This window comes from Streptomyces sp. G45 (assembly GCF_049542095.1).
Classification (GTDB): domain Bacteria; phylum Actinomycetota; class Actinomycetes; order Streptomycetales; family Streptomycetaceae; genus Streptomyces.
Genome location: NZ_JBMUZU010000001.1, coordinates 7201945 through 7227006, shown reverse-complemented (window position 1 = coordinate 7227006; position 25062 = coordinate 7201945). Strand labels below are relative to the sequence as shown.

19 protein-coding genes and 5 pseudogenes are annotated in these 25062 nt (G+C 74.0%); 7 read left to right on the top strand and 17 right to left on the bottom strand.

Going from position 1 to position 25062, the window contains the following annotated elements; genetic code table 11:
- Positions 1 to 242: 242 nt before the first annotated feature.
- Positions 243 to 1930: pseudogene (gene ctaD, locus ACOBQU_RS30680) on the top strand (cytochrome c oxidase subunit I).
- Here ctaD and ACOBQU_RS30675 read toward each other — a convergent pair.
- The 5 genes and pseudogenes from ACOBQU_RS30675 to ACOBQU_RS30655 all read right to left on the bottom strand — a co-directional run bounded on the left by ACOBQU_RS30675 (position 1815) and on the right by ACOBQU_RS30655 (position 7274).
- Positions 1815 to 2869, bottom strand: a pseudogene (locus tag ACOBQU_RS30675) (helix-turn-helix transcriptional regulator). The pseudogenes ctaD and ACOBQU_RS30675 sit on opposite strands and share 116 nt — an antisense overlap.
- A gap of 259 nt (positions 2870 to 3128) precedes the next feature.
- The gene (locus ACOBQU_RS30670; protein WP_423631518.1) at positions 3129 to 3980 is read right to left on the bottom strand and encodes a hypothetical protein; all 852 of its coding nucleotides are present in this window, start codon (positions 3978 to 3980) and stop codon (positions 3129 to 3131) included.
- Positions 3977 to 5242, bottom strand: a complete 1266-nt coding sequence (locus tag ACOBQU_RS30665) for a glycosyltransferase family 4 protein (RefSeq protein ID WP_423631516.1) — start codon at positions 5240 to 5242, stop codon at positions 3977 to 3979. The genes ACOBQU_RS30670 and ACOBQU_RS30665 overlap by 4 nt, the downstream gene beginning before the upstream one ends.
- A 163-nt stretch (positions 5243 to 5405) precedes the next feature.
- Positions 5406 to 6739 (bottom strand): annotated as a pseudogene (locus ACOBQU_RS30660) (ABC transporter substrate-binding protein).
- Positions 6714 to 7274, bottom strand: coding sequence for a hypothetical protein (locus ACOBQU_RS30655; protein ID WP_423631514.1), 561 nt, complete (start codon positions 7272 to 7274; stop codon positions 6714 to 6716). The pseudogene ACOBQU_RS30660 and the gene ACOBQU_RS30655 overlap by 26 nt, the downstream one beginning before the upstream one ends.
- A gap of 136 nt (positions 7275 to 7410) precedes the next feature.
- Here ACOBQU_RS30655 and ACOBQU_RS30650 point away from each other — a divergent pair, with 136 nt between their 5' ends.
- The 3 genes from ACOBQU_RS30650 to ACOBQU_RS30640 are packed head-to-tail and all read left to right on the top strand — an operon-like array spanning position 7411 to position 11451.
- The gene (locus tag ACOBQU_RS30650) at positions 7411 to 7995 is read left to right on the top strand and encodes a hypothetical protein (RefSeq protein ID WP_423631512.1); all 585 of its coding nucleotides are present in this window, start codon (positions 7411 to 7413) and stop codon (positions 7993 to 7995) included.
- 4 nt (positions 7996 to 7999) lie between these two features.
- A complete protein-coding gene (locus ACOBQU_RS30645; RefSeq protein ID WP_423631510.1) occupies positions 8000 to 10744 on the top strand; it encodes an ABC transporter permease subunit in 2745 nt (914 codons plus the stop codon).
- Positions 10741 to 11451, top strand: coding sequence for an ABC transporter ATP-binding protein (locus ACOBQU_RS30640; protein ID WP_423631508.1), 711 nt, complete (start codon positions 10741 to 10743; stop codon positions 11449 to 11451). Before ACOBQU_RS30645 ends, ACOBQU_RS30640 begins: the two co-directional genes overlap by 4 nt.
- Here ACOBQU_RS30640 and ACOBQU_RS30635 read toward each other — a convergent pair.
- Both ACOBQU_RS30635 and ACOBQU_RS30630 read right to left on the bottom strand, forming a co-directional pair.
- Positions 11435 to 12061 (bottom strand): transglycosylase family protein, encoded by a 627-nt coding sequence (locus ACOBQU_RS30635; RefSeq protein WP_423631506.1) that lies wholly within the window; start codon positions 12059 to 12061, stop codon positions 11435 to 11437. The genes ACOBQU_RS30640 and ACOBQU_RS30635 overlap by 17 nt on opposite strands.
- 148 nt (positions 12062 to 12209) lie before the next feature.
- Positions 12210 to 12844 (bottom strand): annotated as a pseudogene (locus tag ACOBQU_RS30630) (transglycosylase family protein).
- Positions 12845 to 13371: 527 nt separating this feature from the next.
- Between ACOBQU_RS30630 and ACOBQU_RS30625 the strand changes: the two are divergent.
- Both ACOBQU_RS30625 and ACOBQU_RS30620 read left to right on the top strand, forming a co-directional pair.
- Positions 13372 to 14160 carry a hypothetical protein gene (locus ACOBQU_RS30625; protein WP_423631504.1) on the top strand — a complete coding sequence of 263 codons (789 nt, stop codon included), beginning with the start codon at positions 13372 to 13374 and terminating at the stop codon, positions 14158 to 14160.
- A gap of 203 nt (positions 14161 to 14363) precedes the next feature.
- A complete protein-coding gene (locus ACOBQU_RS30620; protein ID WP_423631502.1) occupies positions 14364 to 14681 on the top strand; it encodes a hypothetical protein in 318 nt (105 codons plus the stop codon).
- Between the two features lie 99 nt (positions 14682 to 14780).
- Here the strand turns inward: ACOBQU_RS30620 and der are convergent, their stop codons facing one another.
- From der to ACOBQU_RS30595, 5 genes and pseudogenes are all read right to left on the bottom strand, one after another.
- A complete protein-coding gene (der, locus tag ACOBQU_RS30615; protein ID WP_423631500.1) occupies positions 14781 to 16277 on the bottom strand; it encodes a ribosome biogenesis GTPase Der in 1497 nt (498 codons plus the stop codon).
- 73 nt (positions 16278 to 16350) lie between these two features.
- Entirely contained in the window at positions 16351 to 16938 is a 588-nt protein-coding gene (locus ACOBQU_RS30610; RefSeq protein ID WP_423634816.1) for a lysophospholipid acyltransferase family protein, read from the bottom strand.
- Positions 16939 to 16994: 56 nt separating this feature from the next.
- On the bottom strand, positions 16995 to 17681 hold the full coding sequence (gene cmk / locus ACOBQU_RS30605) for a (d)CMP kinase (RefSeq protein ID WP_423634814.1): 687 nt from the start codon (positions 17679 to 17681) through the stop codon (positions 16995 to 16997).
- Between the two features lie 121 nt (positions 17682 to 17802).
- The gene (locus tag ACOBQU_RS30600) at positions 17803 to 18888 is read right to left on the bottom strand and encodes a prephenate dehydrogenase (protein WP_423631498.1); all 1086 of its coding nucleotides are present in this window, start codon (positions 18886 to 18888) and stop codon (positions 17803 to 17805) included.
- Between the two features lie 161 nt (positions 18889 to 19049).
- Positions 19050 to 19478 (bottom strand): annotated as a pseudogene (locus tag ACOBQU_RS30595) (YidB family protein); the annotation flags it as partial.
- Positions 19479 to 19687: 209 nt separating this feature from the next.
- Here ACOBQU_RS30595 and ACOBQU_RS30590 point away from each other — a divergent pair.
- The gene (locus ACOBQU_RS30590; RefSeq protein ID WP_423631496.1) at positions 19688 to 20443 is read left to right on the top strand and encodes a nucleotidyltransferase domain-containing protein; all 756 of its coding nucleotides are present in this window, start codon (positions 19688 to 19690) and stop codon (positions 20441 to 20443) included.
- Here the strand turns inward: ACOBQU_RS30590 and ACOBQU_RS30585 are convergent.
- From ACOBQU_RS30585 to ACOBQU_RS30565, 5 genes are all read right to left on the bottom strand, one after another.
- On the bottom strand, positions 20360 to 21139 hold the full coding sequence (locus ACOBQU_RS30585) for a nucleotidyltransferase domain-containing protein (protein ID WP_423631494.1): 780 nt from the start codon (positions 21137 to 21139) through the stop codon (positions 20360 to 20362). The genes ACOBQU_RS30590 and ACOBQU_RS30585 overlap by 84 nt on opposite strands.
- Positions 21136 to 22158, bottom strand: coding sequence for an ADP-ribosylglycohydrolase family protein (locus ACOBQU_RS30580; RefSeq protein ID WP_423631493.1), 1023 nt, complete (start codon positions 22156 to 22158; stop codon positions 21136 to 21138). The genes ACOBQU_RS30585 and ACOBQU_RS30580 overlap by 4 nt, the downstream gene beginning before the upstream one ends.
- 95 nt (positions 22159 to 22253) lie before the next feature.
- Positions 22254 to 23384, bottom strand: a complete 1131-nt coding sequence (locus ACOBQU_RS30575) for a pseudouridine synthase (protein WP_423631491.1) — start codon at positions 23382 to 23384, stop codon at positions 22254 to 22256.
- A gap of 12 nt (positions 23385 to 23396) precedes the next feature.
- The gene (scpB, locus tag ACOBQU_RS30570; RefSeq protein WP_423634812.1) at positions 23397 to 24038 is read right to left on the bottom strand and encodes an SMC-Scp complex subunit ScpB; all 642 of its coding nucleotides are present in this window, start codon (positions 24036 to 24038) and stop codon (positions 23397 to 23399) included.
- A 2-nt stretch (positions 24039 to 24040) separates the two neighbouring features.
- A complete protein-coding gene (locus tag ACOBQU_RS30565) occupies positions 24041 to 25054 on the bottom strand; it encodes a segregation and condensation protein A (RefSeq protein ID WP_423631489.1) in 1014 nt (337 codons plus the stop codon).
- Positions 25055 to 25062: the final 8 nt, after the last annotated feature.

The window sequence follows — 25062 nt, the reverse complement described above, 5'->3', positions numbered from 1 at the left end:
CGTGAAAAACCTTTGCGGATCCCTCGCATTCGTGATTACCGGGCGCCCGGCGGGAGCTGACACCGCATCGGGGAACACAGGGAATTCATGGTTCCAGAACACTGGCCGCGGCCCGGCCGGGGAGCGCGCCCCCCGCCCACCGCGCCGCCCGTCGCCGTACGCCCCCTGTCGGAGTCGGGAGTCGGCGAGCATCATGGCCTGTGCTTCGGGCAGCCCGGGACGCGACAGCGAAGGGGCACGCGATGGGGACGCAGACGGTACCGGCACAGGAGCGGCCGACGCGCGAGCGGTCGCCGGGGCGGATCCTCGTCGACTGGCTCACCACCACCGACCACAAGAAGATCGGCCACCTCTATCTGATCACGTCGTTCGGCTTCTTCCTGATCGCCGGGGTGATGGCGCTGTTCATGCGCGCCGAACTCGCCCGCCCCGGTCTCCAGATCATGACGAACGAAGAGTTCAACCAGATGTTCACCATGCACGGCACGATCATGCTGCTGCTCTTCGCGACCCCGACCTTCGCGGGCTTCGCCAACGAGATCATGCCGCTCCAGATCGGCGCGCCGGACGTGGCGTTCCCCCGCCTGAACATGCTCTCGTACTGGCTGTTCCTCTTCGGCGGCCTGATGGTGCTCGGCTCGCTGCTTGTGCCGGGCGGGCCCGCGCCGTTCGGCTGGTTCGCCTACGCGCCCCTCAACAGCCTGGAGCGGACGCCCGGCATCGGCGCCGACCTGTGGATCATGGGGCTCGCGCTCTCCGGTTTCGGCACGATCCTCGGCTCGGTGAACTTCCTGACCACCATCATCGGGATGCGGGCGCCCGGCATGACGATGTTCCGGATGCCCATCTTCACCTGGAACGTGCTGTTCACCTCGATCCTGGTGCTCATCGCGTTCCCGGTGCTCGCGGCCGCGCTGCTGGTCCTGGAGGCCGACCGGCGCTTCCACTCCCTGGTCTTCGCCTCGGAGAACGGGGCGCGCTGCTGTGGCAGCACCTCTTCTGGTTCTTCGGGCATCCGGAGGTCTACATCATCGCGCTGCCGTTCTTCGGCATCATCACCGAGATCATCCCGGTGTTCAGCCGGAAGCCGATCTTCGGGTATCTGCCGCTGGTCGGCGCGACGATGGCCATCACCGGCCTGTCGGTGGTCGTGTGGGCGCACCACATGTTCGCCACCGGGGCGGTGCTGCTGCCGTTCTTCTCGTTCATGTCGTTCCTGATCGCGGTGCCGACGGGCGTGAAGTTCTTCAACTGGACGGGCACGATGCTCAAGGGCTCACTGTCCTTCGAGACGCCCATGCTGTGGGCGGTCGGCTTCCTGGTGTCGTTCCTGTTCGGCGGCCTCACCGGCGTGCTGCTCGCCTCGCCGCCGATCGACTTCCACGTCACGGACACGTACTTCGTGGTGGCGCACTTCCACTACGTGGTGTTCGGCACCGTCGTCTTCGCGACCTTCGCCGGGTTCTACTTCTGGTGGCCGAAGCTCACCGGCAAGATGCTCGACGAGCGCCTCGGCAAGATGCACTTCTGGACGCTCTTCGTGGGCTTCCACACCACGTTCCTCGTCCAGCACTGGCTGGGCGCGGAGGGCATGCCCCGGCGGTACGCCGACTACCTGGACGCCGACGGCTTCACGGTGCTCAACACCATCTCGTCCATCGGCGCCTTCCTGCTGGGCCTGTCCACGCTGCCGTTCCTCTACAACCTCTGGAAGACGGCCAAGTACGGCGAGAAGGTCGACGTCGACGACCCCTGGGGCTTCGGCCGCTCCCTGGAGTGGGCCACCTCCTGCCCGCCGCCGCGGCACAACTTCGTCACGCTCCCCCGGATCCGCTCGGAGTCCCCGGCGTTCGACCTGCACCATCCGCGGTACGCGGCGTTCCGGGCGCCGGACGAGCAGACGGAGCACCCCGGTCCAGGGCCCGGCTGAGCAGGTCCCGGGCCGCCTCGATCCGGTCGAGCAGCTCCACGGGCTCGACCACCTCGAACTCGAAGCCCAGGAACAGCACGTGGAAGACCAGGAACTCCAGGCTGGCCGCCCCCGTGCGCAGCAGGCAGGTGCTCTCGGTCTCGGCCTCCAGGGTGCCGTCCAGGGGCCGCACCCGCCGCGTGGCCTCCTCCAGGGAGACGAACAGGCGGACCGTGGACCGCTCGGCGTACGCGCCCGTGGACACGCCCCGCGAGACATACGCGGCGAGGTCGTCGGCGGGCGGTGTGCGCGGGGCGCAGCGCGGGCCGTGCGGGGGCTTCGGCGTGATCCGGTCGACGCGGAAGGTGCGCCAGTCGTCGCGGTCCAGGTCCCAGGCGACCAGGTACCAGCGGCGCTCGGTGCACACCAGGCGGTGCGGCTCGACGACGCGGCGGCTCGAACTGCCGTGGTGGTCGCGGTAGTCGAAGCGGAGCCGCTCGGAGTCCCGGCAGACCGCCGCCAGTTCGGTGAGGACGGCGGAGTCGACCGGCTCCTCGTGCGGGGTGTGCAGCATCGGCACGGTGAACGCGTTCAGGGTGCTCACGCGGCGCCGCAGCCGGTGCGGCAGCACCTGTTCGAGCTTGCCGAGGGCGCGTACGGAGGTCTCGCCGATGCCCTCGATGCCCTGCCCGGCGGCGGTGCGCAGGCCGACGGCGACGGCGACCGCCTCGTCGTCGTCCAGGAGCAGCGGGGCAGCTCGGCCCCCGCGCCGAGCTGGTAGCCGCCGCCGGTGCCGGGGCTGGCGTTGACGGGGTAGCCCAGCTCGCGCAGGCGGTCGACGTCGCGGCGGATGGTGCGGGGCGTGACGCCGAGCCTCTCGGCGAGGTCGGCGCCGGACCACTCGCGGTGCGCCTGAAGCAGGGACAGAAGACGGAGCAGCCGTGCGGAGGTCTCCAACATGCGGCCATTCTCCCGCCCATTGCGGACATCCCCTGTCCTCAGCCCCCCTCCCACGAGAGCCACCCAGCCCATCCGACACTTGAGGACGAGCAGCGCCACATCAAGCCCGCCCGGCGTTTGAGGGCGAGCGCGCAGCGCGACAATCAAGCCCGTCCGGCGTTTGAGGACGAGCCGCGAAGCGGCAATGAAGGCGGGGGTGCCAGGGGGCGGCAGCCCCATGGTTTCGGGAAAGGGGCGGGTCAGGGGCGCCCCGCGAGGATCAGCCCCCGGCCACCACCCGCACCCGTACGGACAGGTCGTTGTCGTTCGTGTAGTACGGACCGACCTCCACGCCCCCGACCCGCGTCACCGGGTACGTGAAGATCGGCTTCTTGTCCGCCACGTCGTCCAGGAGCCGGGCAAGGCGGACCCGGGGCCCATCAGAACCGCGGGGGCGCAGCCACAGGTCCCAGGGGCCCTCGCCGTCGGCGAGGTCGGCGTAGCGCAGGGCGAAGGTGAACTCCGGCGGCTCCGGGGCCGCCTCGACCGCGACCACCCGCTGGGGGTCGGCGCGCAGCACGGCCTCGACGGACGCGGCGGCGGTCAGCTCCGTGCCGTACACGCGGGCCCGGCCCGTCAGCCCGGCGTCGGTGATGTCCAGCTCCCCGGCCTCGGCGTGCGGGGCGCGCACCCAGCTCCGTACGGAGAGGTTGCCCTGCTTGGTGGCGTAGGGGATGCGCACGGAGACGTGGCCGCGGCTGCCGCTGGGGGCGCGGTCCACGAGGGAGCGCAGGTCGTTGACGCCGGGCACGAGGCGGCGCGGCTCGCCGCCCTCGACCAGGGCGTAGGCGTTCCAGCGGCCCTCGGCCAGCTCCACGCTGCTGGGCAGCGCGGCCCGCAGGCGGCCGTCGGCGGACGGCGTGAGCGGCAGCCGGACCTCGTCGGCGGGGTCGGAGTCCCGCAGCCGCAGCAGCAGGTGGACGGCGCCGCGCTCGCCGGGGTCGGTGACGTCGAAGGTGAGCCCGCCCGCGGAGTCGGCGATGCAGTCGGCGCGCGGCGCGGGCGCCTGGTCACGGGCGCCGGTGCCGTCGCTCGCTCCGTCTCTCGTGTCCCGCGTGAACACGGCCGTCATGCCAAGCGCCCCTTCGTCGGTGCGGTCCTTCCGGCGTCACGAACGGCGTACGCCCGGGTGAGCAGGGCGCCGCGCGCGCGGTGCAGCGAGCCGCGCATCCGGCCGCCCAGCGAGCCGCCGCGCTGGAGCATGCCGGTGAACATCGCCTCGTAGCGCTCGGCGATGCGGGTCGGGTCGAAGCGCTCGGAGTCCTTGAGCGCGGCGCCCGCCATGCGCTGGCGGAGCGCGTCGTCGTTGATCAGCTCCAGCAGTCCGCCCGCGATGGCGTCGGCGTTGCCGACCTCCACGAGGCGGCCGTCGACGCCGTTGGAGATGATCTCGCCCGGGCCGTGCGGGCAGTCCGTGGAGACCACGGGCAGGCCGCAGCGCATCGCCTCGACGATGGTCATCCCGAAGGACTCCAGGTTGGAGGAGACGGCCGCGATGGAGCCCTTGGCCCACTCCGGCTCGATGGGGTGGGCGGGCCCCATGAGGAACACGTGGTTGTACAGGCCGAGGTCGTCGATGAGCCTGCGCAGCTTGTCCTTCTGCTTGCCGCCGCCGTAGATCCGCAGGCGCCAGTCGGGCCGCTCGCGGCGGACCGTGTCGAAGGCGCGGATCAGCAGGTCGTACCGCTTGACCGGGGCGAGCCGACCGGCCGCGACGACCCACTTGTGGGAGCCGTCGGCGGGCTCGATGCCGGGGGCGGGCACCGGGTTCGGCACGGCCTGGACGTGCACGCCGGGCAGCCGCATCCGCTTGCGGTAGGCCTCCGCGTCGGCCTCGGTGGTGGTGGTGAGGACGTCCAGGCGCGGGTAGACCCGGCGCAGCTGGAGGCGCAGCTCCTTGGTGTGGCTGTCGAGCGTGAGGTGCTCCTGGCCGACGCGCAGCACGCCGCGCCGGGTCTGGCGCGCGATGTGCACGTTCAGACCGGGCCGGGTGCCGACGACCACGTCGGCCCTGAGGGCCCCGAGGTGGGCGGCGATGCGCTCGTCGGTCAGGGCGCTGTACTGGGCGTAGCGCCCCTCGGCGCTGGGGAAGACCCGGGCGGGCGTGCGGTGGGCCTCGCTGTCGCCCTCGTAGCCGGGGGCGTCCTTCCTGATGTCGACGAGGTGGCTCAGTCTGATGCGCGGGTCAGGCGCGAAGACGGGCTCGTCCCGGTGCCTCAGGACCGAGACGATCTCCACGTCGTGCTGCTCCGCCAGCGTGTTGGCCAGGTTGTATGTGGTCCGGATCGTCCCTCCGATCCCGTAAGCGTTGTGAATCAGGAAAGAGATATGCATACGTACCCGTATTCCGCGCTTCCCTGCGGACAGTCCGTCTCGTCCGCCTAGCAAGGGGTTAGACGGGAATCTCAGGCCAACGGTTGGGTCGGATTCACGTCTTGTTTCCGAAGGGATGCCCGATCGACACCCGGAACCCGGAACTCCCTGGGGGGTACATCGATCATGGCTGGTAGGAGAGCTGCGGCACCGTGAAACAGGTGCGATCCATGGCACCCTGTGTGACCCAGCCCTCGTCGTCCTTCCAGCGGGCCACCGACACGCACGTCCTGCGGGTCGCGGGCGGCTCGGCGCGCCGCTGGTACGTCACGGGCAGCAGCAGCCCGTCCGCGTCGTAGGGCTTCCCGCGGTCCATGAAGCGGTCCACGCACCGGCTCGTGACCTCGGCCGCGGCAGCCAGGCAGGACTTCGCGGCGTCGGTGAACCACAGGGCGGCCGCCCAGCCCTCCAACTGCCACTGGGACAGCGCGTCCGGCCCCTTGCCCGCCGCCTTCATCCCGGCGCGGAACGCCCGCACGGCCGGGTGGTCCGCGTCCTCGTAGTTGCGGCTTGATCCCGTCGCCCACAGGGCGTTGCGGCAGCGGGGCGCGTCCTTGTAGTCGTCGGCGACGGAGGCCGACCAGTTCTGGACGTTGGTGACCTTCGCGGTGACGTCGGCGCCGACGTCGTCCATCGCCGCGCACAGGCGCGCGTTGCCGTGCGTGTCCATCGCGTCGAAGACGACGTCGGCGCCCTGGTCCTTGAGGTCGGCCGCGGCAGCGCGGAAGTTCGGCAGGGCGAAGTCGACCTGCTCGGTGACCACCTTGTAGCCCTCCCGCTCCAGGCCGCGCTTGACCAGGCGGGCGTACGCGGCCGACGCGGCCTGGTTGTACGAGACGACGGCGGCCGTGCGGGCGCCCTGCTCCCGCTTGAAGTAGCGGTACACCTCCGTGCCGCCGACCAGCTTCCCGTCCCAGCCCGTCTCGCCGTCGCGGGGCGCGAGGCTGCCGTAGATCCCGTACAGGTGCGGATGGGCGTCGTACGCGGAGCCGATGGGCTGGCCGCCGATGTCGGGCACGCCCGCCTTCGACACCCGGGAGGCGCCCGCGTAGTCCAGGACGGTGGTGGCGACCAGGGCGACGACCTTCTGCTCGTCGAGGAGCTTGTGCACGCAGTCGTTGTTGCCGACGCCGCTGCCGCCGTCGTCGCAGGTGTGCACCTCGACCGTGCGGCCGCCGATGCCGCCGCGCTCGTTCAGCCGCGCGAAGTAGGCCTTGGCGCCGTCGCGCGGCCCGGTGAAGGCGGAGCCGCCGACGGGGCTGGTGGCGCTGGTGATGATGCCGACCCGCACGGGCGGGCCGCCGCCGTCGGGGGCGCGCCGGTCGGGCGTCGCTCGAAGTCGCTCTCCGGGAGGCGGCTGCCGCAGGCGGCGCTCGCCAGGAGCGCCGCCGCCGTCAGCACGGCCGCGAGGGCCCGCCCCCGGCCCCGGGCCTCAGCAGCCCGGGCCCGGCGACGCATTGCCGCTCAGCTTCACCAGCGCGCACAGGGTCTTGACGGACACCTTCCAGGTGTCGTCCTGGTTCACGGCGGTGCCGCTGGCGCCGGGCAGCGCGGTGGCGCCCTTCAGGGTCAGCGCGTAGGTCACGTCGGCTTCCTTCGCGGAGGTGAACTCGACCTTGGCGACCCGCGCCTGGACCTGCCTGCCGCGCTCGTCGCCGCTGAAGGCCTGGAGCACCTGCCGCATCCTGGGGCCGTTCTCCAGGACGGCCTCCTTGTCCTTCAGGGACACCTTCGGGTCGAAGAACCTCTGCCAGTTCTCCCGGACCTCCTTCTCGGCGGCGGCCGGGTCGGCGGGCGCGGTGGCCGCGCGCGACGGGGCGCTCGACTCCACGGACGGCTCGGGCGGCGGGCTGCTCTCGTCGCCCCCGCTGTCGTCTCCGCAGGCCACGGCGGCCGGGGCGATCAGCAGGACCGCGGCGGCCGCCAGCGCCGCGCTCCGCACCCTTCCCCGCCGGGGAACGCTCCCCCGCCTGGGACCTGTCCAGAGAACCATCTGGCTCACCACCGGATGTTGATCCGGGCCATCAGCGCCCGGTGCTTTCAGGGTCAGCTTCCAGAAGGCATAGTGCAAGCCATCGACGGACATGAACAGACCCGCACGGACCCATGACGTCTCCCAGGGGGCCTGGATGACCTCTCCCGCCGCCTCGCGCACGGCCCGGCTGCGGGCGGTGCACCCCATGCTGTGGGCGGCCTTCGCGGCGCTCGCCACGGGCGCGGTGCTGTGCGTGATCGGCTGGTACGGCATCTCCGGCGAGCGCTTCGCCGAGCGGCAGCTGCCCTATCTGGCGTCGTGCACGGTGCCCGGCGCCGCGCTGATCATCGCGGGCGCGATCCTGCTCGCCCACGGCCGGAGCGCCCTCGCGGCGGCGCGCGTGGAGGAGCTGTACGGGCTGCTCGTCGCCGTCGAGGGGCAGGACCCGGCGTCCGTGCGCGCCGAGCGCGCGGCGGCCCCGGTCGCGACCAGCGACGCGCTGCGGGCGGTCCCCGGCGGCACCCTGTGGCACCGCGCGGACTGCCCGCTGGTGGCGGGGAAGCCGGAGGCGGCCCCGGTGGACGCGGTGGCCCTCGCGGAGGGGGCGCTGACGCCGTGCCCGATCTGCGCGCCGCCCCCGCCCCAGAACACCACCGGCACCGATACCCGCACCGACAAGGGCGCCGCCACGCCCGACGCCCCGGACGAGTCCCCCGCCGCCCAGGACCCGGAGGGCTGACCCGGTGGCGTCCCTGAGCTACGACCTCACCCTGGCCGGGCTCTCCGTCGGCGGCGCCGCCGCCCTCACCGGCATCGGACTGATCGTCACCTACCGCGCCACCGGCGTGCTCAACTTCGCGCACGGCGCCATCGCCATGGTCTGCGCCTATCTGCTGCGCCAGTGCACCGTCGCGTGGGGCTGGCCGCTCTGGCTCGCCGCGGCGGTCACCCTGCTCGTCGTCGCGCCCGCCCTCGGCCTCCTCCTGGAAGCCGCCGTGTTCCGCCCGCTCGCCGTCCTCGGCGGCGACCCGGCGCAGACGCTCGTCGCGTCGATCGGCGTGTTCGTCCTGCTCGTCGGCGGCGCCGCCCTCGTCTGGGGGCAGGGCGCCCGCGACGACGTGCCCACGCTGGTGTCCGCGGACCCCTGGGGCCAGCTCGCGGCCGCCGTGGCACTGGCGCTCGGCGTGTGGGCGCTCACCCGGTTCACCCGCTTCGGCGGCGAGCTGCGCGCGGTGGTCGACGACCGCCGCCTCGCCGTGCTCGCCGGGATCGACGCGGACCGCGTGGCCTCGGCGGGCTGGGCGTTCGGCTCGTTCACGGCGGGCCTGACGGGCGTGCTGCTCGCTCCGTACGTCCGCCTCGACCCGTACGGCATGCCGCTGCTGGTGATGGAGGTCGTGGCCGTCGCCGTGGCGGCCCGGATGCGGTACCTGCCGGTGGCGATCGCCGTGGCGCTCGGCGTCGGCGTGGCCCAGAGCCAGCTGACCCGTCTGCACCCCTCCGGCTGGGCCGAGCCGCTGCTCCAGGCGGTCGGCGCCAACCTGTTCGTGGTGGCGCTGCTGGTCGCCGCGCTGGTCCTGCCGGGCATCGGCACCGGTGACGCGCTGCCCCGCACGGCCACCGCCCGCGTCCCGACACCGCCCGGCGCCTGGATAGTGGCCGTGGTCCTCTTCCTGCTGCCGCTGGGCCTCGCGGGCTCGGACCTCACCACGTCCGTGCAGGTACCGGCGCTCGGCGTCATCCTGCTCTCCCTGGTGGTCGTCACCGGCAGGGGCGGCCAGATCTCGCTGGGCCAGGCGGCGTACGCGGGCCTCGGCGCCCTCTTCACCGCGCTGCTCGCCAGCGGCCGCTTCCCCGGACTGCCCGAGCTGCCCGCGCTCGTCGCCCTGGGCGTCGCCGTGCTGCTGGTCGCACCCCTCGGCCTGCTCACGGGCTGGCCCGCGATCAGCCGCCACGGCCTGGCGCTCGCCCTCGCCACGTTCGCCGTGGGCGTCGGCGTGAGCCGCTTCGTGTTCGCGCAGCCGTACGCCACGTCGGGCCTGACCCTCGACCGGCCGTCCGGCTTCGGCGGCGACCGCGCGTACTACCTCCTCGAACTGGTCCTGCTCGGCGGCGCCCTGCTTCTGGTGGCGGCGCTGCGCCGGGGCCGCACCGGCCGCGCGCTGGCCGCGATGCGCGACCACGAGGCGGGGGCGGCGGCGTCAGGGGTGGCGGTGCGCCGCCTGAAGCTCGCCGCGTTCGTCGTCGGCGCCGCGCTGGCCGCCCTGGGCGGCGGCATGCTCGGGATGGGGCTGCGCGCCTTCGACCCCGGCTCGTACGACCCCGTGCGCGGGCTGCTGTGGTTCGCGGCGGTCGTCGTGCTCGGGGCGGACAGCCTCCTGGGGGCGCTGCTGGCCGCCGCGCTGCTGGTGGGGCTCGACGCCGGGACGCGGGGCGGGGTCGCCGCCGCCGTCATCGGGGTCCTCGCCATCCTGGTGGGGCGGTTCCCCGGGGGGCCGTACGAGGCCCTGCGGGCGGCGACCCGGCGGCTGCGCCGACGCGCCTCGCTCACTCCGCTGGGGCTTCGGGTCAGGGCGGCCCTGGCGACCGGGACCCCGGCGCTGGCGGGCGCCTCGGCGGCGGGCACCCGGCAGCCGGGCGGCGCCCTCCCGTCCCCGGGTTCCCGGCTCCGCTCGGACCGGGGAGGCCCCACGCGCCCGCCCGGCGGACCAGCCGCCCACACGGGCGACGGCACGACTCCGCCCACGCCCAAGAGGCGCACCCCGCAGGGGGCCGCCCCCAAGGGGCTCACCCGCGGCGTGGCGCACGACGCGCTCCGTGCCCGTCACCTCCGCCTCAGCTACGACGGATTCACCGCCCTCCACGACGTCTCCCTCGTCGTGGCCCCCGGCCAGGTCACCGCCGTCGTCGGGCCCAACGGGGCCGGGAAGAGCAGCCTCTTCCACTGTCTGGCCGGGACGCTGCGGCCGCAGCGGGGGCGGGTGCTGTTCGGGGAGCGGGACATCACGCGGCTCCCGGCACACGCGCGGACCCGTATCGGGGTGGCGCGGACCTTCCAGCAGCTGGCCGTCTTCCCGACGCTGACCGTGGCCGAGAACGTGCGGGTGGGCGCCGAGCAGGGGCGGGTGCGCGACCCGGCGGCGCCGGAGCGGGCGCTGCGGCTCCTCGGCCTGGAGGGCGTGCGCGACCGCCCGGCCGCCGGGCTGCCCACCGGTACGCTGCGCCGCGTCGAGCTGGCCCGCGCCCTGGCGGGCGACCCGTACGTGCTGCTCCTGGACGAGCCCGCCGCGGGCCTCGACACCGCCGAAGTGGCCGCGCTCGCCCGGATCCTGCGCGCCCTCGCCGCGGACGGCACCGCGCTGCTGGTGGTGGAGCACGACCTGGACCTGGTGGCGGGCCTCGCCGACACGGTGCACGTGCTGACGGCGGGCCGGATCGTCGCGTCGGGCCCGGCGCACGAGGTCCTCGACGGCGGGACGCCCCCGTGAGCACCCTCGAACTGCGCGCCGCCCGCGTGCGCTACGGCCCCCTTGAGGCGCTGCACGGCGTGAGCCTGGCCGCGCCCGCGCCGGGCCTGACGGTGCTGCTCGGCCGCAACGGCTCCGGCCGCACCACCGCGCTGCGCGCCCTCGCGGGCGCGGTGCCGCTGTCCGGGGGCGCCGTCGTGTGGGAGGGCGTGGACGTCACCCGGCTCGCCGCGCACGAGCGCGCCCGCCGGGGCGTGTGCTTCGTGCCGGACCGGCGGGCGGTGTTCGGCTCGCTCACCGTCCGCGCGAACCTGGAGCTGGCGGGCGCCGACACCGGAATCGCCCCGGCCCTCGCGGCGTACCCGGAGCTGGGCCCGCTGCTCGCCCGCCGCGCGGGCACGCTCTCCGGCGGCGAGCAGCGCATGCTGGCGGTCTCCCGCGCCCTGCTGGCCGGGGCCCGCGCGGTCCTGGTCGACGAGCCCGTGCAGGGCATGGCGCCGGAGGTGGCGCGGCGTACGTACGGCCTCCTCGCGGCGCTGCCCGCGTGCGTGGTGGTCGCCGAGCAGCACCTGCCGTCCGGGCTGCGCAGGCGCGCGGGCCGGACGGTGGTGGTGCACGAGCTGCGCCGCGGCGCGGTGGTGTTCAGCGGGGAGGCCGCCGAGCACGTGAACCGCGCCGACCGCGCCGGGCGGGGCCCCGGCGGGGGGCCGCTCACTTCGCCGGGATGACGAGGACCGTCCCCACGGCCAGGCGGTCCGGCTTCGGCCCGATCACGCGCCGGTTGGCCTGGTAGAGGGCCTTCCAGCCGCCCTTGACGCGGTAGCGCCGGGCGAGGGAGCTGAGGGTCTCGCCCGCCTTCACCACGTGGGTGCGCCGCTCGGGCCGCAGCGCGTCGTCGGCGAGGTCGGCCTCCTTGACCTTCTTCGAGCAGACCGGCCAGGCGCCCCAGCCCTGGTTGAGCAGGACCTTGCGGGCCACCTTGATCTGTTCGTCGCGGGTGGCGAGGTCCGCGCGGGGCGCGTACGCGAGCCCGCCGTGCTCCTCCCAGGTGGACTGCTTGAACTGGAGCCCGCCGTAGTAGCCGTTGCCGGTGTTGATCTGCCACCGGCCGCTGCTCTCGCACTGGGCGAGGCAGGCCCACGGCCCCTTGGCGCGGGTGCATTCGCCCATGGAGACGTACGCGGTGGCGGGTGCGCCGGGCCGTGGGGGTGGCGGCGCCGCGGTGACCGACGGCGCGTCCACGGCCGCCGCGCCCAGGGACAGGGCCGCGGCGGCGAGCAGCGTCACGGACCGCGGCCGGTTGCGGGGCCGCGAGTCCATCGGGTGCGTCGAGTGCATCGGGCCACGTTACGCAGGGCCCGCGCGGGCCCCGGCCGTGACGCGCCGTCACGGGCGCGGCCCCACCCGGTCGGCGGACGGGGCGGGGCCGCGCGTGCGTGCTCCGCGGCCGACGGCGCGTCGGCGGCGGCGCGGGGACGGGGTCGGCTCAGACCGTCAGGCGCTGGCCCGGCACGATCACGTTCGGATCACCGCCGATGACGGCCCGGTTGGCGGCGAAGACCCGCTGCCAGGAGGTGCCGTGGGCGGCCGCGATGCGGCTGAGCGTGTCGCCCTGGCGCACGGTGTGGTTGCCGTGGCCGCCGGGCGCGGTGCGCTGGTTGCTCCGGTCGCTGTGGCCGGGCGCGCGGTACTGCTTGACGGGCTTCGGCACGGCCTGCCGGGGTGCCGTGGACCGGGGCGCGGGCTGCGGGGCGGCCGCCCCGGCGCCGCGCCGGACGCACCGGCGCGGGCGGAGCAGGACGGCCAGGCCCCCCAGCCCTGGGCGCGCTGGACCTTGGCGGCGATGGCGATCTGCTGCGCCTTGGACGCCTTGTCGGCGGTCGGCGCGTAGGCCGTGCCGCCGTACGCGCGCCAGGTACCGGCGGAGAACTGGAGTCCGCCGTAGTAGCCGTTGCCGGTGTTGATCTGCCAGTTGCCGCCGCTCTCGCAGCGGGCGATCCGGTCCCATACTCCGCTGTCCGCGGCGGCCTGACCGGTCGCGGCAAGCAGTCCCAGCGGGGCGAGGAGCGCGGCGCCGCCGATCACTGCGGTCTTGCGAAGGTACTGGGGACGATCGGACATGACTTTCCCTCTCCAAGGACCCGGGCTCCCCCGGGCTCCGCGGCCCCGCACGCATCCGGCGCCGGGTGCCGCCGAGCCCCGCCCGCCGAGGGTGTCGCTTGGCCGCACCGTGGTTCGGAACAGCTCGGTGGTGCGATCGGCGGGCGTGCCCGAGCGGTGCTCGTTGCACACGGCGGTGGAATCTAGGAGCCCGCTCGCCCTGATATCAACCGACTCCTTGTCATTCCAGGCCAGTTGACTGTTACTGCGGGTATCATCGATTTTCGGACACCCGCTTTCTCCATAGATGTCCGCATTTACCTCCCCGCCCGCCCGGGGATCTGTGACTCACTTCACCGCGTCAACTCCCTTGCGCCCCGCAGTCGTTGGCGCGGAGTGACGAATTCCGGGCGCATTCTCACGCTCCGCTGCGGATCGTTCAATCCCATGCCCTCCCGCGCGTGACTTGTGCCACTGATCGCCCGTTGTCTCCTTTATGAGCCGGGCACCACCCGGACCACCCACGCATCGATCCCGAGGAGCCACCCGTGCCGCGCATGCTCGACCTCAGCGACGAGGTACGCGCCGAGATCGGCGATGAAGAAGCCGACCGCCTGCTCGCCGGAGAGAACGCCCCGGGCGCCTACGACTGCACGTCGTGCCGGACGCCGGGCGACTCGGAGCGCGAGCGCACCAGCACGGTCCTGTTCGTCGGCGACGAGACCGCCGTGCTCGCCTTCGCCCACGCCGCCTGCCTGCCGTCCCAGATCGTCGAGGTCTCCGAGGAGCAGCTCCAGGGCGCCGTGCGGTCCATCACCGGCGAGGACGCCACGGCCGCCGCCGCGCCGGACGCCGCCCCCGACCACGCCGTGCTCGGCGTCACCAGCGGCCTCGTCCTGATCGAGGGCGAGCTGCGCCCCGCCCTCGTCGTCGAGCCGACCGGACCCATCGCCCGCCCCGGCGCCGCGCCCGGCGGCGGCGACGACTTCCTGCCGCTGCTCATCGAGCACGGCTTCATGCCGGTGACGTCGCTCGCCGGCGTCCCGCCGACGCTGCACGGCTGGTCGGTGCTGCTCGCCATGGGCCAGCTGCACGCCATCCTCCAGCCCGGCACCGGCGGCGGCCCGCAGGTCGCCTGGTGGCAGGCCCACCAGCCGCTCCAGGTCACCGAGGCCTGGCGCACCGCCGCCACCAAGTACCAGTCCGCGCTGCTGTTCGCGGCCCCCGCGGGCGCCATCGGCCGCCAGCCCCGCGAGGACCTGCTGCGCGACGCCCTGGACCGCGCGGCGTCCCAGGGCCAGCTGGTAGCGGGCACCATGCCCCTGGCAGGCACGTGACCGCCGTCGCCGCGCGCCGTGGCCGCGGGGGCGGTGCCGTGGCGGTGGGCGCCGGGCACCGCTCCACCGGGCGGACACCCAGGAGGACCCCGGACAAATGCGGGCGCGGCCCCCGCATCCCGACGGCCCCCCGCCTCGTTGGCACTGACGTGCACGTATACGAGCCCTCACACCACCGGCCGTACCAGAGCCCCATCCCCTCCATGCGCGCCGCGCAGGACACGATGGCGCCCGCCTCGGCCACGCCGATCTACGACGCGCTGTACTCCGAGTACCTCAGGGCGTTCCGGGCCCTGCCCGGCGACCGGACCGGCGAGGAGGAGCTGAGGTTCACCGGCTTCGGCCCCGGGCCCTACGGCACCCAGCACGGCCGCCCCGACCCCCGCCACCACACCCCCCGGCACGACCCCCGCCAGCCCGGCTTCCACGTCGCCCGGTACGGCCAGCCCAGCCAGGCCGACCACCACGGCTACGGCCACCTGTTCCCGGCCGCGCTCCCCCCGGGCCCGCGCCGCGGCTGACCGGCCGCCCCCCGAACGCCGATGCCCGGCCCTCCCCCGTGGGAAGGCCGGGCATCGGCACGCCGTGGCCGCGGGCGGCGGCGTCACCGCGTACGGCGGCTACTTCTTCTGGCTCTTCTGGCCGCGCTTCTCGCGCACCCGCACCGAGATATGGATCGGCGTGCCCTCGAAGCCGAACTCCTCGCGCAGCCTGCGCTCCACGAAGCGGCGGTAGCCGTGCTCGATGAAGCCCGAGGCGAACAGGACGAACCGCGGCGGCTTGGTGCCCGCCTGCGTGCCGAACAGGATGCGCGGCTGCTTGCCGCCCCGGACCGGGTGCGGGTGGGCGGCGACCAGCTCGCCCAGGAACGCGTTCAGACGGCCCGTCGGCACGCGCGTCTCCCAGCCCGCGAGGGCCGTCTCGATCGCCGGGACCAGCTTCTCCATGTGCCGCCCGGTGCGCGCCGACACGTTCACGCGCGGCGCCCAGGCCACCTGGCCCAGCTCCGTCTCGATCTCCCGCTCCAGGTAGTAGCGGCGCTCCTCGTCGAGGGTGTCCCACTTGTTGAACGCGAGGACGACCGCGCGGCCCGCCTCCACCGCCATCGTGACGATGCGCTGGTCCTGGACGCTGATGGATTCGCTGGCGTCGATGAGGATGACCGCGACCTCCGCCTTCTCCACGGCGGCGGCCGTGCGCAGCGAGGCATAGTAGTCGGCGCCCTGCTGGAGGTGGACGCGCTTGCGGATGCCCGCCGTGTCGACGAACTTCCAGGTGACGCCGCCCAGTTCGATCAGCTCGTCGACCGGGTCGCGGGTGGTGCCCGCCAGTTCGTTGACGACGACGCGCTCCTCGCCCGCGACCTTGTTCAGCAGGGAGGACTTGCCGACGTTCGGGCGGCCGATGAGGGCGATGCGGCGCGGGCCGCCGACGGCCGTGCCGAAGGTCTGCGCGGGCGCCTCGGGCAGCGCCTCCAGGACGGCGTCCAGCATGTCGCCGGTGCCGCGGCCGTGCAGCGCGGAGACCGGGTGCGGCTCGCCGAGGCCGAGGGACCACAGCATCGCCGCGTCCGCCTCGCCGCTCGGCCCGTCGACCTTGTTGGCGCACAGCACGACGGGCTTGCCCGCCTTGCGCAGCAGGCGCACCACGGCCTCGTCGGTGTCGGTGGCGCCGACCGTGGCGTCCACGACGAAGACGACGGCGTCCGCCGCCTCGATCGCGTACTCCGCCTGGGCGGCGACGGACGCGTCGATGCCGAGGACGTCCTGCTCCCAGCCGCCGGTGTCGACGACCTTGAAGCAGCGCCCGGCCCACTCGGCCTCGTACGTCACCCGGTCGCGGGTCACGCCCGGCTTGTCCTCGACGACGGCCTCGCGGCGGCCGATGACGCGGTTCACCAGCGTCGACTTGCCCACGTTCGGGCGGCCGACGACGGCGAGGACCGGCAGCGGGCCGTGCCCGGCCGCCTCGATGGCGCCCTCGACGTCCTCGACGTCGAAGCCCTCTTCGGCGGCGAGCTCCATGAACTGCGCGTACTCGGCGTCGCCAAGCGCACCGTGGTCGTGCTCGACGTGCTCCGCCGAGCCCGCGTCCTCGGGCTGGTTCTGGTCGTTCATGAAGTCCGTACCTCGTCGTTCATCGTGGTGATCGGTGACCCGTCGTACGACAGGCCACTACTGAAAGTCTTACTCAGCGCCCGGTGAGGCGCCTGGCGTTTTCCAGGTGGGCGGCCAGCTTCTCCTGGATGCGCACGGTCGCCTCGTCCAGCGCCTTGCGCGTACGCCGCCCCGTGCCGTCGCCCGCCTCGAAGGGGTCTCCGAAGACGACGTCGACGCGGGCGCGCAGCGGCGGCAGATGCCGTACCAGGCGGCTGCGCCCCTCGGTGCTGCCGAGGACCGCCACCGGCACGATCGGCGCCCCCGAGCGCACCGCGAAGTACGCGAGCCCGGCGCGCAGCGACGCGAAGTCGCCGTCGCCCCGGGTGCCCTCCGGGAAGATCCCGAGGACCCCGCCGCCCTCCAGGACGGCCAGGGCGTCGGTGATCGCGGTGCGGTCGGCCGTGGACCGGTCGACCTCGATCTGCCCGATGGAGTGCAGGAACGGACCGAGCGGCCCGACGAACGCCTCCTTCTTGATCAGGAAGTGCGCCGGGCGGGGCGCGACGCCCATGACCATGGGGCCGTCGAGGTTGTGCGAGTGGTTCACGGCGAGGATCACCGGGCCGCTCGCCGGGACCCGCCAGGAACCGAGCACCCGCGGCTTCCACAGGCCGTACATCAGGCCGACGCCGATGCGCCGTCCGACCTCGGCGCCGCGCTCGGATGCCGCTGCGGTCACTTCCCGGCCCGCTTCTCCTCAACGAGGGTGACGACGCACTCGATGACCTGCTGGAGCGTGAGCTCGGTGGTGTCCACCTCGACGGCGTCGTCGGCCTTGGCGAGCGGCGACGTCTTGCGGCTGGAGTCGGCGGCGTCCCGCTTGATCAGGGCCTCGCGCGTGGCGTTGACGTCGGCGCCCTTCAGCTCGCCGGAGCGGCGGGCGGCACGGGCCTCCGGCGACGCGGTGAGGAAGATCTTCAGGTCGGCGTCGGGCAGGACCGTGGTGCCGATGTCCCGGCCCTCGACGACGATGCCGCCGGTGGCCGCGGCGGCGATGGAGCGCTGCAGCTCGGTGATGCGCGCGCGCACCTCCGGGACGGCGGAGACCGCGGACACCTTGGAGGTGACCTCCTGCGTGCGGATCGGGCCCGCGACGTCCGTGCCGTCCACCGTGATCGTCGGCGCGGACGGGTCGGTGCCGGACACGATCTCCGGCTTCGCGGCGACCGCGGCGATCGCGGACGGGTCGGTGAGGTCGATGCCGTTGTGCACCATCCACCACGTGATCGCCCGGTACTGGGCACCGGTGTCCAGGTAGCTCAGGCCGAGCTGCGCCGCGACGGCCTTGGAGGTGCTGGACTTGCCCGTGCCGGAGGGCCCGTCGATGGCGACGATCACGGTGCCTGCGGCGCTGTTTTCCACGGTTTCCACGGGCTGCGGGTGCCTTTCTCGGGGCGCGGGTCGGGGTGCGGGACGCGTACGACGCCCCGCACAAGGTTACTGGCTTCCGAGCCCCGCCGTCCGGGCGTCCCCACCGGGGCGGTCACTGCCGCAGGGCCCAGCCCCGCTCCCGCAGCGCGGCCGCCAGCGGCCCGGCCGCCGCGGGCTCCACCATGAGCTGCACCAGACCGGCCTGCTGGCCCGTGGCGTGCTCGATGCGGACGTCCTCGACGTTGACCCCGGCGGCCTCGGCGTCGGCGAAGATCCGGGCGAGCTGGCCCGGCTGGTCGTTGATGAGGACCGCCACGACCTCGTACGCGGACGGCGCCGAGCCGTGCTTGCCGGGCACCCGGGCCTGCCCCGCGTTCCCCCGCCGCAGCACCTGCTCCACGCCCGCGGCGCCCTCGGCCCGCTTGGTCTGGTCGGCCGACGCGAGGCCCCGCAGCGCGGTGACGGTCTCCTCCAGGTCGGCGGCGACGTCCGCGAGCAGGTCGGCGACCGGGCCGGGGTTGGCGGACAGGATGTCGATCCACATGCGCGGGTCGGAGGCGGCGATGCGGGTGACGTCCCTGATGCCCTGGCCGCACAGCCGCACCGCCGACTCCTCGGCGTTCTCCAGGCGGGCCGCGACCATGCTGGAGACCAGGTGCGGCATGTGCGAGACCAGCGCGACCGCCCGGTCGTGGGCGTCGGCGTCCATCACCACCGGGACGGCCTGGCACTGCGCGACCAGTTCCAGCGCCAGGTTCAGCACCTCGGTGTCGGTGTCCCGCGTGGGCGTGAGTACCCAGGGGCGCCCTTCGAAGAGGTCGGCGGACGCGGCGAGGGGGCCGCTGCGCTCACGGCCCGACATGGGGTGCGTGCCGATGTACGGCGTCAGGTCCAGGCCGAGCGCCTCCAGCTCGCGGCGCGGGCCGCCCTTGACGCTCGCCACGTCCAGATAGCCGCGGGCCAGGCCGCGGCGCATGGCGTCGGCGAGGGTCGCGGCGACGTGCGCGGGCGGCACCGCGACCACGCACAGGTCCACCGGGCCCTCGGGCTCCCCCGCCGTCCCGGCGCCGAGCGCGGCGGCCGTGCGGGCCTGCTCGGAGTCGTGGTCGGCGAGGTGGACGGCCACGCCCCGGCGGGCCAGGGCCAGGGCGGCGGAGGTGCCGATGAGGCCGGTGCCGATGACGAGGGCGGTTCTCACTGGGCTCTCACTGGACGGTGTCCCCCGTAGCTTCCGTGCCGCTGCCGTACGTACCGACGTACGGCAGCGCCTGTCTGTCGTCCGTACAGCCTAGTCACCGCCGGTGACACGCCCGCCCGGCGCTCACCCGCCGGGCGGGCGGGCGCCGGGCGGCGCGGGCCTCAGAGCCCCTGCTCCTTGATGATGTCCTCCAGGGAGCCGCTGGGCACCTGCCCCTGCGGCGTCAGCTTGTCGACGACCTGCGGCAGGTCCTTGGCGATCTCGTCGGCCGCCTGGTCGGGCGAGACCCCGGCCTGCTGGGCCACCTGCTGGAGGGTGTCGTCGGGCAGGGCCTGCTTGAGCTGCTCACCGGTCACCGGCTGGTTCTCGCCGGTGCCGACCCACGACTGGGCCTGGTCGGCGAGGCCCGCCTTGGTGAGCCCGTCGAGGAGGCCGCCCAGCGGGTTGCCACCGCCGCCCTTGCTCGTGAGCGCGCCGAGCAGGGCGCCGAGGATGTTGCCGCCGCCGGAGGGACCGCCGCCCTGGCCGCCTCCGCCGAGGAGACCGCCGAGGAGACCGCCCAGATCGTTACCCGCCATGGTCGTGCCTTTCGCTTCGCTGGCCGGACCCTGCCAATGTCACCTGATCGCAGGCGCTTCGCCACTCAGGCCCGGCTCCCTCGCGGGTGCGCCCCAGCCCCAGACCCGCCCCTTCCCGAACCAGGGGCGGCTGCCCCTGGCACCCCGCTTCCATCACCGCTCCGCGGCTCGTCCTCAAACGCCGGACGGGCTTTCTCCCGGCGGAACCGTACGCTGCCGCCATGGACAGCCCCCACGACCTGGTCACCGCCCACACGATCTACGCCTGCGTCATGGGCTCGCACGCCTTCGGCCTGGCCACCGACGACAGCGACACCGACCGCAGGGGCGTCTTCCTCGCGCCCACGGAGCTGTACTGGCGCTTCGAGAAGCCGCCCACGCACGTGGACGGACCGGCCGAGGAGCGGTTCAGCTGGGAGCTGGAGCGGTTCTGCGAGCTGGCCCTGCGCGCCAACCCGAACGTCCTGGAGTGCCTGCACTCCCCGTACGTGGAGCAGCTCACGGACACCGGTCGCGAACTGCTCGCGCTGCGCGGGGCCTTCCTGTCCCGGCAGGCCCACGAGACCTTCGCCCGCTACGCGCTCGGCCAGCGCAGGAAGCTGGAGGCGGACGTCCGCACGCACGGCGCCCCGCGGTGGAAGCACGCCATGCACCTGCTGCGCCTCCTGATGAGCTGCCGCGACCTGCTGCGGACCGGCGAGCTGACCGTCGACGTGGGCGACCAGCGCGAGCCGCTGCTCGCCGTCAAGCGCGGCGAGGTGCCCTGGCCCGAGGTGGAGGCGTGGATGGCGCGGCTCGCCGCGGCGGCCGACGCGGCGGCGGACCGCACCCCGCTGCCGCCGGAGCCGGACCGCCGCCGCGTGGAGGACTTCCTGTTCCGCGCGCGCCGAGCGTCAGCCCTGCGGGCCTGCCAGGCGCACCCGGACGACCAGGTCGTGCAGGGCGGTGAAGGCGTCATGGGCGCCCGGCAGGGCTGAGTCGGCCTGCGCGGCGTCCAGGGCGGCGTGCAGCCTCCCGACGTCGGCGGCGACCCGCGCGCGGTCCACGTCGGCGCCGCCGTGCTCGGCCTCGCTCTTGGCGGCGACCAGCTCGGGCAGGTACGCGGGCGCCTCGGCGACCTCGTCGGCCAGCGTCGGCAGATGGGCCACGACCGCCCCGGCGCGCATCAGGTGGATCCCGGTGAGCAGCACCCGGAAGGTGTAGAGCAGCGGCTTCAGCTCGCCGTTCTTCTCGAACAGCCGCCACTGGGTCTTGGCGAACCCCCGGTAGTGGTGGGCGTGGTGGCTGGTCAGGACGCTCGGCGCAAGCGCGGCCAGCTCGGCGTGGGTGTCGGTGGTGTGCGCCACCAGCGGGGACAGCAGCTGTTCCAGGACATAGCCGTTGTGCCGCAGCATGAGGCGGGCGAACTTCCGCAGATCGTGCGTGACGAGGTCCATCTCGACGCCGTCGCGGACCCACATCCGCGACCGGGTCTCCTCCGGCTCCCGCAGCCCCACGAGCGCCGCCACGGGCAGCAGGTGCACGCCCCGCAGGTCCACGTCGGAGTCCCGGGAGGGAAACCCGTACAGATGCGCCCCGGAGACCGTCGCGAACAGCAGGGGGTCGGTCTGCTCGGCCACGACGGCGCCCAGGTCGACGCCGATGTCGATGCCGGTGCCCAGGTCCACGCTCATGCCTCGCCGTCCCAGAGCGCGCCGAGTTCCAGCAGCTCGCCCCGGTAGGGGTGCTCGATGTGGTCGGTCCACGCCGCGGGCCAGGTGTCCGCGCCGCCGTGCGCCCCGGCGAACGCCCCCGCCAGGCAGGCGATGGAGTCCGAGTCGCCCGCCGTGCACGCGGCCCGGCGCAGCGCGGTGACCGGCTCGTCGACGAAGAGCAGGAAGCACAGCAGACCGGTGGTCAGGGCCTCCTCGGCGACCCAGCCCTGCCCGGTGGCCCCGCACGGGTCGGCCTCCGGGTCGGGGCCGCGCAGGGCCGCGGCGAGCCGGTCGAGGGCGCCGAGGCACTCGTCCCAGCCGTACGCGATGAACTCCTCGGCGCTCGCGGCGTCGCCGTGCGTCCACAGGTCGCCGAGCCAGCGCTCGTGGTACGTGCCGCGCTGCTCGGCCGCGTACGCCCGCAGGTGCCCGACGAGCTGCCCGGGGTCCGTGCCCTCGGCGAGGAGGCGGACGGCGTACGCGGTGAGGTCGGAGGCGGCGAGCGCGGTGGGGTGGCCGTGGGTGAGGGCCGCCTGGAGCTGGGCGGCGCCCGCCCGCTCCGCCGCGCCGAGGCCGGGGGCCAGCGCGACCGGCGCGACCCGCATGTTGGCGCCGCAGCCCTTGGAGCCCACCTGGCTCGCGTCCTGCCAGCGCACACCGGTCTTGAGGCGGTAGCAGGCCTGGAGGCAGGTGTTGCCGGGCGCCCGGTTGTTCTCCGGCGACCGGTACCAGTCCACGAACTCCTCGCGCACCGGCCGCTCCAGGCCCGCCGGTGTGAGCGGCCCGTGCTCCAGGGCGGTGCGCAGGCCGTGGCCGAGCGCCAGCGTCATCTGGGTGTCGTCGGTGACGATCGCGGGCCGGGGCAGCTCCATCTCGCGCCAGGGGCCGCACTTGGCGAGGATCGACGGCACGTCGTTGAACTCGGTGGGGAAGCCGAGCGCGTCGCCGAGGGCGAGGCCTATGAGGGCGCCGGTCGCGGGGCGCTGCGTACGGGTCATGCGGAGGGGCGTCCTTCCGTGGGGCCGGTGCGGGAACGGCGACGGCCGCCCGCGCGCGGGTGCGCGGGCGGCCGTCAACGTATCCGGCGCGGGGCCTACAGGTCGACTTCCTTCATCAGCATGCCGACCTCGGTGTTGGACAGGCGGCGCAGCCAGCCCGACTTCTGGTCGCCGAGCGTGATCGGGCCGAAGGCGACGCGGACCAGCTTGTCCACGGGGAAGCCCGCCTCGGCGAGCATGCGGCGCACGATGTGCTTGCGGCCCTCGTGCAGGGTGACCTCGACGAGGTAGTTCTTGCCGGTCTGCTCCACGACGCGGAAGTGGTCCGCGCGGGCGTACCCGTCCTCCAGCTGGATGCCGTCCTTCAGCCGCTTGCCCAGGTCGCGCGGGATGGGCCCGACGATGTGCGCCAGGTAGGTCTTCTTCACGCCGTACTTGGGGTGGGTCAGGCGGTGGGCCAGCTCGCCGTGGTTGGTGAGCAGGATGACGCCCTCGGTCTCGGTATCGAGACGGCCCACGTGGAACAGGCGCGTCTCGCGGTTGGTGACGTAGTCCCCGAGGCACTGCCGCCCCTCGGGGTCCTCCATGGTGGAGACGACCCCGGCGGGCTTGTTCAGCGAGAAGAACTGGTACGACTGCGTGGCCACGGTCAGGCCGTCGACCTTGATCTCGTCCTTCTCGGGCCGGACCCTGAGGCCCTGCTCCAGGACGATCTCGCCGTTGACCTCGACGCGGGCCTGCTCGATCAGCTCCTCGCAGGCGCGCCGCGAGCCGTAGCCCGCGCGGGCGAGGACCTTCTGGAGGCGCTCGCCCTCCTGCTCGGCGCCGGGGAAGGTCTTGGGGAGCCTCACGTCCTTCTTGCCCGCGTACCGCTCGCGGTTGCGCTCCTCCATGCGCGCCTCGTACTCGCGGGAGCGCGCGGGCGCCGGACGGCCGCGACCGGTGCCGCGCTGGTCCTGGGAGCGCTTGGGGCCGCCCTTGGCGCCGCCGCGCGCCGCGGAGCCGCGGCCCGACTTGGGGCCGTCCTGGGTGGCGCCGGGGCCCACGTCGTAGCGGCGCTCCTCGGGGCGGGGCTTCTTGGGGCGGCCGCCGCCCTGCTTGTCGTCGCGGTTGTTCCCGGCGCCGCGGTAATTGCCGCGCCCACCGCTGCTGCCGCGGCCGCCGCTGTTGCCACCACGGCTCCCGCCGTTGTTTCCGCTGCTGTTCCTGCCGCTGCTGCTTCGCATCAAAGTTCCGTCTTAGGTCGGCTGCGTCTCGTCGTCCGGTGCGTCGGGCGCGTCCGGATCGAACGACGGAAGTCCTTCCTGCGTCTCGGCCTCGATCGCCTCCGCCTCCGGGAGGAAGGGCGCGAGCTCCGGGAGCTCGTCCAGACCGCGCAGGCCCATCCGCTCCAGGAAGTAGTTCGTCGTCCTGTACAGGATCGCACCTGTTTCGGGTTCCGCGCCCGCCTCCTCGACCAGACCCCGCTGGAGCAGGGTGCGCATGACCCCGTCGCAGTTCACGCCGCGCACCGCCGAGACCCGGGAGCGGCTGACCGGCTGCCGGTAGGCGACGACGGCGAGGGTCTCCAGGGCCGCCTGGGTGAGCCGGGCGTGCTGCCCGTCCAGGACGAAGCCCTCCACGGCCGGGGCGTACGCGGGCCGCGTGTAGTACCGCCAGCCGCCCGCCACCAGGCGCAGCTCGAAGCCGCGGCCCTGGGCGGTGTACTCGTCGGCCAGCTCCCGCAGGGCGACGGCGACGGCCCGCCGGGGCCGCTGGAGGACCTTCGCCAGGTGTTCCTCGGTGGCGGGCTCGTCCACGACCATCAGGACGGCCTCAAGGGCGGGCTTCAGGTCCAGCTCGGCGACCTCGGCCCGCAGCTCCCCCACGGGGCTGTCGATGCTCACGCCTTCTCCTCCCGAGGCTCGGGGGCCCGGTCGAACTCGTCGGTCACGGTCGGTTCCGCGTCGCCGTCCCCGCCCGTCCAGCGCACCCTCAGGTCGCCGAGGGCGTCCTCCTGCTCCAGGGCGACGGCCTTCTCCCGGTACAGCTCCAGGAGGGCCAGGAAGCGGGCGACGACGGTGAGGGTGTCGTCGGGCCCCAGCTCCTCGATCAGGCCGCGGAAGCTGACCTCGCCGCGCTCCTTGAGCCGGGCGACGACGACGGCGGCCTGCTCCCGCACCGACACCAGCGGGGCGTGGATGTGGTCGACGTACACCTGCGGCTTCGCCTTGGGCTGCATCGCCTTCACGGCGAGCTTGGCGAACCCCTCGGCGCCGATGCTGATGACGACCTCGGGCAGCAGCTCGGCGTGGTGCGGTTCGAGGCCGACGGTACGGGGGTAGCGCCGCGCCTCGTCGTCGAGCCGCCCGCTGAAGATGTCCGCGATCTGCTTGTACGCGCGGTACTGGAGCAGCCGTGCGAACAGCAGGTCCCGGGCTTCGAGGAGGGCGAGGTCGGCCTCGTCCTCGACCTCGGCGGCGGGCAGCAGCCGGGCCGCCTTCAGGTCGAGCAGCGTCGCGGCGACGACCAGGAACTCGGTCGTCTGGTCCAGGTCCCAGTCCGGCCCCATGGCGCGGATGTGCGCCATGAACTCGTCGGTTACCTTGGAGAGCGCGACCTCGGTGACGTCCAGCTTGTGCTTGGAGATCAGCTGGAGCAGCAGGTCGAACGGCCCCTCGAAGTTGTCGAGCCGCACCGTGAACCGGCCGTCGTCCGGCTGCTGGCGCTCGTCGACGTCGTGGGCCGTCGCACCGGACCCTTCCGGAGCGTCATCAGGGGGGTCCGCCGGGTGCGGCCCCTCGGTTTCGGGAGGGGGCGGGTCCGGGGAAGCTCCCGCAGCCGCCCCGCCCCACCCCAACCGGCGGCGTCCGGACGGCGAGGGTGCGGCGGCGCTGCTCGCGGAGGTGCTGGACATCACGCGGA